This window comes from Komagataeibacter ossonobensis, from assembly GCF_057359305.1.
The window spans coordinates 1-10550 of sequence record NZ_JBXAYQ010000067.1 but is presented as its reverse complement, the minus strand read 5'-3'; the positions used below and the strand labels follow the sequence as shown (position 1 = coordinate 10550).

Genomic DNA, 10550 nt, shown 5'->3' with positions numbered 1-10550 from the left:
GATGATTATGGAAATTTCTTTTGTGCAAAACAGACTTTTTCATAATCTAACCCGATGTACAACCCTTCCGTGAGATTTCCGCGTCGATCAGAGGCGTGTCCGTTTTCGTACCGGCATGGGACGCATGGGCCAGAAAACGCGGCGGTGTCCCGATGACCGTGATCTGTTCAGTATTGAGGGAGCCAACTGGTCCATTTGGTGCAGCGGCTCCCCCCACCCGCACGGGCCCCAGAGTAATGGGAGCTGCCGCAGGCGCAAGCGTGATACTGTTCGTCCCTGTCTGGCGGAAGGTAACACCGGTGCCGGACAGAAGATGTGCGAGTGCGGTCATGGGGTCATAATCCCCACTGACACCTGGCGAGACGATGCCGGATTCAATGGAGGAGGTATAGACCACCTGCACGCCGGTTCTACGTGAAAAATTCTGCAATGCAGCTCCCAACGGCTGTCGCGCGATGTCAAGGTGCATGACACCTGCCCTGCCCGCCTGTGCCTGCTGTGCCAGCGCAGATGGCCCACCAAAAGTTGAAAGCGCAGTGCCCAGCGCCAATGCCATGGGGATTGTAATGCGACGTCCCGCCGGAGCGATATGCGACAAGTGAAAATCCTTCATGAAAACGACAGACACGAATGCAAATGAGAGTCGTTATTACCCCTTACATTCCTATGACGTTTCCACGGGCGGCCTGCCTAACCCCCTTCGTGTTTTTTTTCAGCCACTCCGCCGCACCAGCACGATATTGCCGGGCAAATGATACAATCTGAGATGTGTTCCGGCCGCCAGCGCACCCAGCGCATCGTCGGGTCTGCGCACATCCACCAATGCCGTGACAGGAGGCAGGTCATCCAGATGGTCCACGACCAGCGTCATGCCCGACCGGTACCGGGCGATGGTTGAAACCGCCATATGCACGGGCACCGCCGTCAGCATAAGTTGCCCGTCCCGCCATGACGCCACCGTGTCCACAGCCACATCCCCCTGCCGGGTGATCTGGCCTGTGCCCTGCCACACCGCGCGCTGCCCTGCCGTCAGGGTGATGGACTGTCCCCCCTCACGCGTGGAGACACGCACCATCCCGCTTTCCACGGTCGTCTCGATCTTACCATCCGCATGGGGATCGATTTCAAACGCGGTGCCGATGTCCTCCGTCACGCTGCCTGCGGCCTCAACCCGAAAGGGACGGGTCGGGTCATGGCGCACGTCAAACCATGCGCGACCGCGCAGCAGTTCAATCGTGCGCGTTCTCACCCCGTAATGCACCGCGACGGCGGCATCGGCATCCAGTACAGTCCGTGTGCCATCCGCCAGCGTGAAGGCGCGTATTTCATGCCCGGTCCAGTGATCGGCATGCAGCCGCATCCATAGGTCAGGACCAACCAGAAAAGCAGCCAGACAGGCAGCCGCAGCCAGTCCCGACGCGGCAAGGACGCAACACCTGCGCCTCCGTCGCATTACGGACTGCCGTACGACAGGCAGCCGCGGGGCAAGATGGTCCCCGATCCGGTCAAGGCTACGCCATAATTTCAGTTCGTGCTGAAAGACCGCATGATGATGCACATCCGCAACCCAGCGCCTGTAGGCCGCCATTTCGGGTTCGGTAATATCACCCGACGCCAGCCGGGCGATCCAGTGCCGGGCTTCCTGAGTCGTTATGCGATCAGATGGTGCGCTGGAACCAGTCATATCTGCTTTCGGAAGGGTTTATGGCCGACCTGGCAGGACAGGGACATTCCGAAGCCCCACATTCCCTTATCCCTGACGGGAAACATCCTGACTGTTACGCGCATCTCCCAACAGGGTGATTGCACGCTTTATATGCTTTTCGACAGTCGTGCGCGAAACCCCCAGCATGACCGCCACCTCACGTAACGGCACGTCTTTCATGCGGTTCAGCCAGAAAATGGTGCGCGTCGGTTCCGGCAAGCGTTCGGCGGCGGCCATGACGCGCTCCAGTTCCTCGCGCGCCAGAAACGCCTGTTCCACATCCGGCGTGCTTTCATCTCCATACAGGATCAACCGCGCTTCAGCCTGCAGGCGCTCGATACGGGCATCAGCACGCCCCTGATCGACCGCCAGATTGGACGCAAGGCGGTACAGATAGGCCCGTCCATTATGGATTGGCGGATTGTCACCCACACGCTGGATACGCAGCCAGAGCGTCTGCAGCAGATCTTCTGCTGCCATGGTCCGACTCATTTTCTGGAACAGGCGGGTCAATGCATTACGTTCGGCCGCGAAGACATTATTCAGTATGAAAAGGTTGTTCGACATGACGCCCGTATCCCTTCGGCCGGATGTTCATGATCCTGACCGCCCGTCTTCCTGGTGTTCCGCCAGACTCATCTCATGAGGATAAGTTGCGAACAGTTATTATCTTCTATCTATCGGAGCCTCCACTTTCAGACAAGTGATGCTGGCCTGCTCATGATTTTCTGTTCGAATGGATATCCTTCCTGGCCGAGGAGATCTGGTCTGAAATCTGATTCACGGACGTGGACTTGTAACGGTTTTGTGCCGGTCCTTCGAGCATTTTAAGCTCATATCAGGAGACCGACGAGACCATGAAGCATACGGAAGATTTCAAGCGCGAGGCCGTGAGGATCGCGTTGAGCAGTGGGCTGTCACGCACGCGCATTGCGGCCGACCTTGGTATTGGCAAATCTACTCTGGGTAAATGGATAGTGGAGTACCGTCCGACCGGGCCGACATCCGAGCCTCAGGGTGACCTGGCCCGCGAAAATGAACGTCTTCGTCTGGAGAACCGGATTCTGCGGGAGGAGAGGGAAATCCTAAAAAAAGCTATCCAGTTCTTCGCGAGCCAAAAGCCATGAGGTTCGCCTTCATCCACGGACATCGGCATGAATGGCCAATCGAGAGGCTGTGCCAGGTCTTGCGGGTCTCGGCACGGGGTTACCGGGCCTGGACATCCCGACCGGCCTGTCAGCGCCAGCGTACCGATCTGAAGGTACTGGCGCATATCCGTGAACATTATGCCCTGAGCAACGGCTCCTACGGACGGCCGCGCATGACCATGGAGCTTAGGGAAGCCGGGCTTGATGTCGGGGAACGTCGTATTGGCCGCCTCATGAAGGACAACGGGATCCGGCCCGTGCGCACCCGTCGCCACAAGGTGACGACCGACAGCCACCGTCAGTCTGACATTGCGGCCAACCTTCTGGACGGTGATTTCCTTTCTGATGGACCCAACCGGAAATGGGCAGGAGATATCAGTTATATCTGGACTGCCGAGGGCTGGCTCTACCTCGCTGTCGTCATCGATCTGTTCAGTCGTCGTGTGATCGGGTGGGCCGTAAGCGACCGGATGAAAAAGGATCTGGCAATCCGTGCCCTGGATATGGCGGTGCGGCTGCGTGACCCGGCGCCCGGCTGCATTTTCCACTCCGATCGTGGCAGCCAGTATGGCTCCTATGATTTCCAGAAAAAGCTGCTGGCCCATGGACTGCTGGCTTCAATGTCCGGAAAAGGAAACTGTTTCGACAACGCTGCTGTCGAAACATTTTTCAAAAGCCTGAAGGCGGAATGGCTCTGGAGACAGAACTGGCCAACCCGCCGTCAGGCTACTGCCGCCATCTTCCAGTATATCAATGGTTTCTACAATCCACGTCGACGCCATTCATATCTGGGCGGCATCAGCCCCCTCGCTTTCGAAGCAAGAGTGGCATAATCACTGCCTGACCGGCACAAAACCGTCACAACTCCAATCCCGTGATGCTCAGAAACATACCTCACAGTATACCGTTTGTCGGAACTTTGCGCTAAATGAAGAATGACCTTAAGGCATAATCCGTGTGCTGGGTAAGTCGCATCAGTGCAGTTCACCGCTTTCCGCGATGGTATCCAGTCGATCACGAACCTTCATCCAAAATATTGCACTATCGAGAAGATTAGCATCGAGGCATCGGTAAATATGATGCACTGATCGTTGTCTAGCTTTTTCTAAAGTGGTTTCCCTCAACATAGCAGCCACCATAGCAGATACTTTCATCTTACATTCCAAACCTTCCTTAAGTTAAGATATAGGAAAATGGTCCTCTGGAATATATACAAAGGATCACATTCCCCGATGCCCCGTGCATAAACGGGTCTATATTTATTTGTTAGGAAACGAGCATGGACGAGGAACTGAATCGGCGCATATCTGTCACCGCAGAGATGGTTGCTGCATATGTGTCGAAAAATACGATTGATCCTGAAAAACTGCCTTATCTGATTACAAGCGTATTCCAGTCATTGTCTCCGAAAGCGGAGCCTGTTTCAGAGCTGCCGACCCCAGCGGTCCCTATTAAGCGGTCTGTATTTCCCGATTACATTATCTGCCTTGAGGACGGAAAAAAACTGAAGATGCTCAAGCGTCACCTCAGTGTTGCCTATGGCATGACGCCGGAACAGTATCGGGCAAAATGGGGCCTGCCTGTGGAATACCCAATGGTCGCGCCTAACTATGCCAATCGCCGCTCAGAACTGGCGCGAGAGATGGGATTGGGACGAGAGATTACCGCAACCCACGAGCCAAAGATCGCTAAACGTGGCCGTAGAAGAAAGGGGGCTTAACAGCCCCCTCCCCTAGAGGGTGTGTTATGCACCTTGCATGAGTATAGCAGCATTTCTCATGCAAGAAGCGCGCGAACGCTATTATCTAAAATTTTGCTTCCGTTTTCTGTGTCGTACCCATCTTGCCGTATCAATAACAAAATGCGGAATTATGTTCCGTACGAATATTTCTGCTCTCTGCATGGTCGATTGTCTGCTGTTGGATAGATAGATCGTGCTTTGTTCCGTCCTGTCAGCTTTTATTTTGGGTGCCGTGTAAAAATATGTAATGAGTGTCCGCCGCAGATATCCTGTTCGCGCGGCCTGGGGGTGTCCATGCCATGAATCAGGCGACTGGAGCATGAGAACGCTGCGCCCGAACCGGGGAACAATTTTTCTGACAGGCCGGGTTGGATTTTTCTGCCACAGTTCCAGTTGGCCGCCATATTCCGGCTTCCAGTCATGATTGAGGTAAGTCAGCAAAGCCAGGCGATTTTCCAGACACGTATGGGGGTGATAACGAAAATCGGTATGGACCTGAAAATGTCCCTGCCCCGCGACTTCATGCATGCCCCCCCCATAAAAATAAGGATCGGGAAGCAGATTCGTGATTCCTGTCAATCTGGTCAGTAGCCGGAGGAACGGTGCACCGTTCACAATATCAAAATACCGTTGTATTGCTGCAGGCATGACGGATTTTGTGCTGGTCGAACGCTTTGACTGAAGCTGGTTCTGGAATACATTTATATTGTTTACGTGATCGAGATTAAAAGCCTGCAACGCTTCGTTCAGCAGGGAATCACAGAACATTCCGTCCATGACCAGATGTGGAAATGGCTTGGCTGTCTTGAACTCCTGCGCAAGACTGTTCAGCCGGGAAGTGTCGGACCGGTCCATTCTTTTTAACAGGGGTACGTACGACATCTGCTATCCTAATAATAGTCTTGCCAGGTGCGGTAGGATATTGGGATGTTTTTAGTAAATCCGGTCTACTGTGCAGATAGGAAAAGTTCAGAAGGGGCTTCGATTCTGTATCTGTGATGATGCGACTACGTATTTATGATGCACTGTTCCAATATGGCACCATGCCTCGCCATATTCGGCAGGAATGGCGCCCTTGCCGGCCAAGGTATTCAGCATGTTTTCCAGTTCCGGGAGGAGAAGGGCATGATCCTGCAGGGAGGCCATCAGTGGCTCCTTGTACGGGAGCAGGAAATGGCCCGTCACGGGAACGGGGGTTCCGTCCTGTGTCGGTAATGGATCATTTATGGTGGTGCTGACGGCTTCTGCCAGTTTCAGGAAACTTTGCAGGAAATCATTATTATAGGCAAAATTTCCAGCCCCGCCCTGCGACCGGATTTCTTTTTCGGAAGAAGGCGTATTGATCCACGCGATGTAATGTTTCGCATGTAAAGTATGCAACCCGTCTGCGCTGGCAAATATGTGGTCAATCTCCACACGTTCGTCTGTACCAAATGGCAAGATAATGCCATGTAGTACAGGTAGGCCACTTGCCACAAGCATCTGCGTAACGGGATCATCCGCGGCAGGCTGTCCGCATAGTTGCTGCCACAGGGCGGCATCTCCGCCTGCAGGGAAATCGGGATTGCGGTGCGCACGTGTCATGTCCGGTCCTGCAACAGATAAAGCTCCGAATCCGATAAGAAAGCTTTTATTGTAAAGAATTGGTAACCGGGGGGCGGCTCCCCTTCGTCACGCCATTATTCATGTCCGTCTCATGCAGCATCATGCCGGCTGCCAGGCTGTGAGCACCCGGTATCGGGGCGCGCCTTCAGCCATGCTTCAAGATCCTGCACATCCAGGGGCCTGGAAAAGAAATATCCCTGTATCACGTCGCAGTTGATCTGCCGGAGCAGGTCAAGCTGCGCCTGCGTTTCCACGCCTTCCGCCACCACGGTCATGCCCAGGCTCCGCCCGATACGGATGATGGCCGTGACCACAGAGTGAACCTTGCCCGTCGGTTCAAAGCCATCCATGAAGCTTCGGTCAATCTTGAGTTCGTTAAGTGGCAGGTTTGCAAGGTTCGACAGGCTGGAAAAACCGGTTCCGAAGTCATCCATGGAAAGCCCGATGCCCATGGCCCGGATCGCCTGAGCGGCGATGAGGGTCTGATCGTAATTTTCTATCATCGCACTTTCCGTCAGTTCGATGGTCAGGCGCCGTGGGGGAATGCCGCTTTCGTGCAGGATCTCGCCAATCAGGCGTGGCAGGTCGGGATTTCTGAAATGCAGCGCGGATATGTTGACCGATACGACCGGAACGTCCACCCCTGCCTGCATCCATAGGGCCATCTGTCGACAGGCCGCCCGCAGTGACCACAGCCCGATTGCCTCGATCTGTCCGGTTTCTTCCGCCAGGGGGATAAAACGGCCCGGTGATATCATGCCCAGGGCTGGATCGGTCCATCGCGCCAGGGCTTCCACCCCTTCCAGCCGGCCGGTCGCGGCATGGACCTGCGGCTGGTATACCAGATAGAGCTGGTCCGTCCTGATCGCCTCCTTCAGCGCGTTGGCCAGCAGGATCTGGTCCGCCGCCTGCCGGTTCATTTCCTCGCTGAAGAAACGATAGCAGTTACGGTCGGCATTCTTCGCCTGCGACAGCGCCGTTTCTGCCTGCTGCATGAGTATTTCCGTCTCCCGCCGGCCGCCGTCATTATCCGCAATGCCGATACTGGCCGTAACGGTAACGGGAACCTCGTCAATCACGACCGGCTCCGCTACGGCATTCATGACGGAATCGGCCAGTGCCGTGGCCCGTTCCACCCCGCCGGTCGTGATCAGGGTAAATTCGTCTCCCCCGCTGCGGGTCAGCAGGTCGTCACTGGAAATAAGACCGGATAGCCGCCGGGCCAACGCAGCCAGCAGCATGTTGCCTGCCGGGCGTCCCAGTCCGTTATTGATGGCCCGGAACCGATCCAGGTTTATGATCAGGGCCAGTAGGTTTTCATGCCGCGCGCGCGCCGCCCGCTGCCTGATACCGTGCCGCAGCCCGGTCCGGTTGGGCAGGCCCGTCAGGGTGTCATACTGCGTAAGCCGCGCGATATCCTCACGCGAGCGCTGCTGTTCGATGGCAAGCGCGCACAGGTGCAGGCAGGCATCGGCAATCCGCCGGTGCCATCTGCCCGGTGCGCGCTTGGCACGGAAATAGAAAGCCAGGCTGCCGCCTACCCGGCCGTCACGCAGCAGGATCGGCACCGACCAACAGGCCATGAGGCCATGCGGGACGACAAACTGCCAGAACCCCTTCCATTTCGGATCGGCTTCAATGTCTGGTGTAACCACTTCCCTGCCGGTGAACAGTGCCGTGCCGCATGACCCGACCTCGGGGCCTATCTGCAGGTCAGCACAGACTTCGGCAATCTGTGCGGGCAGCCGTGCGCGCGCTACGGGGTGCATGCGTCGTTCATCATCCACGACCACGATCTGTGTTACGACATCCGGGGCGATACGTTCAATCTGGCGGCACATCAAGGCGAGGATTTCGTTGAAGGACAGGTTGCTGGTCAGTGCCCCCATCATATCCTTCTGCAGCGCCTTTATCTGCTCGCTGCCCGTAATGTCATTCAGCACCACGATCACTTTGTGCAGTTCCTCATAGGGGCTGCATAAGGGCGTTACGGTTGCCAGAAGCCAGATGTCCTGACCTGTGTCGGTGCGGGAATGAATTTCCAGTTCAAAGGGCCGACAGCGCTGCAGACGACGGCGAAAGGCCTGTAATGTTGCAATATCGCCCTGCTGCCCGGACAGAAAGGCCGAGAAATCAGCCCCTTCCATACCCTCGGCACCGATGCCCGAAAACCGGGCCGCCGCTGCATTGGCATAGGTAATGCGGCACTGGCTGTCCAGTATCAGGATGCCGCATGCATTGCGTTGTACGATGGTGGCATACTGCAGGTCCTGTTCACGTCGGGACAGATCCCGTGTCACGTCGCGCAGGGAAATAACAAACACCTGCTGTCCCGCCCCCTCGGCCCGTGCCACGGACATCTCGGCAGAAAACGCCGTGCCGTCATGCCGCAGCAAGGTCAGGTGGTGGTGATTTTCCGTAGGGGAACGACAGACCTTACCCCCGGACACGCCGGATGGGCATAGCGCAACATTCGTCAGGTTCTCACCAAAGGTACAGGGCAGGATGTCTGTCCCGGTGGGAAAGAGAATATCGAGTTTCCGGCCGACCAGTCCGGGCATGGGGCCACCCCAGATACGGGCCGCGTTATCATTGGCAAAGATGATTGTGTTATCATTGCTGACAAGCAGGATACCCGTATCAATGCTTTCCAGCAGTTTGTCCGGAATGGGATAGGTCTGTCGTTCGCCCATTAGTCTGGTCTGCCTGTCTGTTGTGTTCTGGTGGGTAAATGGATGACGACGCCGTTCTCAGGGGTCTGTGTCCGGTAGCGTTTGAGAAAAAGCGGGAACGTGTCTGTCCCTTCTCCCCCCTGCTGCCAGTTTTCAGGACGGGACAGCCCGTAGGGGTCCCCATCACAGCGCACGACCGCCCATGCCGCGCAGTCCCGTTCCGCCCCACATCCCGCAAGCAGTCCGACCAGCGTGATGCGGGTATCGGAATCATAGGATGCCGTCAGGGTCTCGTTGCCGCGGAATATCAGGCTGAATGGCGCGGCGCGGTCCGAACTGCCAAATGTGATGTCGATCAGGATAAGGCCGGCTTCGGAATGCTTGGGTCCGAAAATGATTTCTCCCCCCGCCGGATCAATAATCAGGTGCAGCCACAGAACCTGAAAGGGGCCAAAACTGTCGATTTCCAGCGTTCCCCCCTGCAGGACATATTCCCAACTGCTCCACCGGGCCAGATCTGTCAGGTTCGTGCGGACCCAGGCTCGTGACCCTATGACGAAGCGATAGGAAGACAGGTCCGACCTGCGTGAAAGGGGAAGTGATCTGTTTACAACCTCAATCACGTTGTTCCAGTTGAAAAAGCCGTTTCTGACCGCGGTCTCGTCCGCGCGGACCACAAGGGAGCAGCCATTGTCCGTTGCCATCTTCATATGTATCGCCTGTCTCAAAAATACTCGCACCAGCAAGGAAGTTTCGGGGTTTCTGACCACTGGCTATTGGGCCAAAATATGAAATATTTGTGGCGTGGCCTTTCTGCCCGATGTGAAACCGCATGATGGTGGAGGTGATGAGGACGTAACGGAATTTATTGTTGCATAAGACCCGTCATTTGAAAACCAAAAAAATGCTGGCCATGCGTTCGCGCAATCGTCTATAAAACAAAGCTAATGTGCCAATATAAACGAATAATATGATGCTGATCGGGTACGCGCGCGAAAATGCGGAAGAAGCGACGCTTCTCCAACAGGTAGAAGCGCTCCGAAAGGCGGGTTGTAACAAAATATATGAGGAAAAAGTTCCTACATTGAGCCGGGACTGGCCCATTCTGGGGGACGTCCTGACAGAACTTTCTTCTGATGATACTTTGGTTGTCTATTCTCTGGACCGTCTTGCCTGGTCAACGCCCCACCTGCTGGAGGTGGCTGATCGACTGCGTGAAAAAGGAGCAGGGCTGCGTTCCCTTTGTGAACCCTGGGCCGATACCACCGTTCCCTATGGGAAAATGATTCTTGGTGTTTTTGCCGGCATTGCTGAATTTGAACGCGCATTAAGCCGCAACCTCACGGAAACGGGCCAAGGAACGGGGCGTCCATCTTGGTCGGCCAGCCAAGCTCAGCGCAGAGCAGATTGCGACGATCCGGAAGCTTGTCCGTGACGAGAACCTCTCCATTTCAGAAGTCGCAGCCCGTTTTGGCGTGCATAAAGCCACCATCTATCGAGCAGTTACCAATAACAAGTAAGAATTGTTTACGCTGACCCTGCATGTCACACCAGCCAGTCGATATGATCGCGCCGAGGTGGGACGTCTTGCTGCCGCCATTCAGAACGCGACGGGCGAAAGCGTTGAACCTTCATGCTTAGAAATGCCGCTATACTCATTCAAGGTGCATAACACCCTC

11 protein-coding genes are annotated in these 10550 nt (G+C 55.7%); 4 read left to right on the top strand and 7 right to left on the bottom strand.

Annotation, left to right across the window (positions count from 1 at the left end):
- Positions 1-46: 46 nt before the first annotated feature.
- The 3 genes from AC1RQ9_RS17835 to AC1RQ9_RS17825 all read right to left on the bottom strand — a co-directional run bounded on the left by AC1RQ9_RS17835 (position 47) and on the right by AC1RQ9_RS17825 (position 2272).
- A complete protein-coding gene (locus AC1RQ9_RS17835) occupies positions 47-598 on the bottom strand; it encodes an STN domain-containing protein (protein ID WP_053323817.1) in 552 nt (183 codons plus the stop codon).
- A gap of 114 nt (positions 599-712) precedes the next feature.
- Positions 713-1684, bottom strand: coding sequence for a FecR family protein (locus AC1RQ9_RS17830; protein ID WP_082267055.1), 972 nt, complete (start codon positions 1682-1684; stop codon positions 713-715).
- Positions 1685-1750: 66 nt separating this feature from the next.
- On the bottom strand, positions 1751-2272 hold the full coding sequence (locus tag AC1RQ9_RS17825) for an RNA polymerase sigma factor (protein WP_053323819.1): 522 nt from the start codon (positions 2270-2272) through the stop codon (positions 1751-1753).
- 290 nt (positions 2273-2562) lie between these two features.
- Here AC1RQ9_RS17825 and AC1RQ9_RS17820 point away from each other — a divergent pair.
- Both AC1RQ9_RS17820 and AC1RQ9_RS17815 read left to right on the top strand, forming a co-directional pair.
- A protein-coding gene (locus tag AC1RQ9_RS17820) for an IS3 family transposase (protein WP_162838768.1) occupies positions 2563-3686 on the top strand; the annotation gives its coding sequence in 2 pieces (ribosomal slippage) (positions 2563-2791 and positions 2791-3686; 1125 coding nt in all).
- Positions 3687-4132: 446 nt separating this feature from the next.
- Positions 4133-4573, top strand: a complete 441-nt coding sequence (locus tag AC1RQ9_RS17815) for a Ros/MucR family transcriptional regulator (RefSeq protein WP_053323822.1) — start codon at positions 4133-4135, stop codon at positions 4571-4573.
- 81 nt (positions 4574-4654) lie between these two features.
- Here AC1RQ9_RS17815 and AC1RQ9_RS17810 read toward each other — a convergent pair whose 3' ends face one another.
- The 4 genes from AC1RQ9_RS17810 to AC1RQ9_RS17795 form a co-directional block, all read right to left on the bottom strand.
- Positions 4655-5476: a 2OG-Fe(II) oxygenase gene (locus tag AC1RQ9_RS17810; RefSeq protein WP_010517535.1), complete on the bottom strand. Its 822-nt coding sequence runs from the start codon at positions 5474-5476 to the stop codon at positions 4655-4657.
- An 87-nt stretch (positions 5477-5563) separates the two neighbouring features.
- The gene (locus tag AC1RQ9_RS17805; protein WP_420605126.1) at positions 5564-6178 is read right to left on the bottom strand and encodes a hypothetical protein; all 615 of its coding nucleotides are present in this window, start codon (positions 6176-6178) and stop codon (positions 5564-5566) included.
- Between the two features lie 110 nt (positions 6179-6288).
- A complete protein-coding gene (locus AC1RQ9_RS17800) occupies positions 6289-8892 on the bottom strand; it encodes an EAL domain-containing protein (RefSeq protein WP_485987987.1) in 2604 nt (867 codons plus the stop codon).
- Positions 8892-9581 (bottom strand): hypothetical protein, encoded by a 690-nt coding sequence (locus tag AC1RQ9_RS17795; RefSeq protein ID WP_010517542.1) that lies wholly within the window; start codon positions 9579-9581, stop codon positions 8892-8894. Before AC1RQ9_RS17795 ends, AC1RQ9_RS17800 begins: the two co-directional genes overlap by 1 nt.
- Positions 9582-9841: 260 nt before the next feature.
- On the opposite strand from AC1RQ9_RS17795, the gene AC1RQ9_RS17790 reads away from it, so the two are divergent.
- A complete protein-coding gene (locus AC1RQ9_RS17790; protein WP_485987986.1) occupies positions 9842-10306 on the top strand; it encodes a recombinase family protein in 465 nt (154 codons plus the stop codon).
- Positions 10278-10391 carry a hypothetical protein gene (locus tag AC1RQ9_RS17785; RefSeq protein ID WP_485987989.1) on the top strand — a complete coding sequence of 38 codons (114 nt, stop codon included), beginning with the start codon at positions 10278-10280 and terminating at the stop codon, positions 10389-10391. Before AC1RQ9_RS17790 ends, AC1RQ9_RS17785 begins: the two co-directional genes overlap by 29 nt.
- Positions 10392-10550: the final 159 nt, after the last annotated feature.

What these genes read in the sequence shown, in the direction of transcription:
- AC1RQ9_RS17830 (WP_082267055.1), bottom strand. Translation starts at nt 1,684, where the DNA reads ATGACTGGTTCCAGCGCACCATCTGATCGCATAACGACTCAGGAAGCC.
- AC1RQ9_RS17825 (WP_053323819.1), bottom strand. Translation starts at nt 2,272, where the DNA reads ATGTCGAACAACCTTTTCATACTGAATAATGTCTTCGCGGCCGAACGT.
- AC1RQ9_RS17815 (WP_053323822.1), top strand. Translation starts at nt 4,133, where the DNA reads ATGGACGAGGAACTGAATCGGCGCATATCTGTCACCGCAGAGATGGTT.
- AC1RQ9_RS17810 (WP_010517535.1), bottom strand. Translation starts at nt 5,476, where the DNA reads ATGTCGTACGTACCCCTGTTAAAAAGAATGGACCGGTCCGACACTTCC.
- AC1RQ9_RS17805 (WP_420605126.1), bottom strand. Translation starts at nt 6,178, where the DNA reads ATGACACGTGCGCACCGCAATCCCGATTTCCCTGCAGGCGGAGATGCC.
- AC1RQ9_RS17800 (WP_485987987.1), bottom strand. Translation starts at nt 8,892, where the DNA reads ATGGGCGAACGACAGACCTATCCCATTCCGGACAAACTGCTGGAAAGC.
- AC1RQ9_RS17795 (WP_010517542.1), bottom strand. Translation starts at nt 9,581, where the DNA reads ATGAAGATGGCAACGGACAATGGCTGCTCCCTTGTGGTCCGCGCGGAC.
- AC1RQ9_RS17790 (WP_485987986.1), top strand. Translation starts at nt 9,842, where the DNA reads ATGATGCTGATCGGGTACGCGCGCGAAAATGCGGAAGAAGCGACGCTT.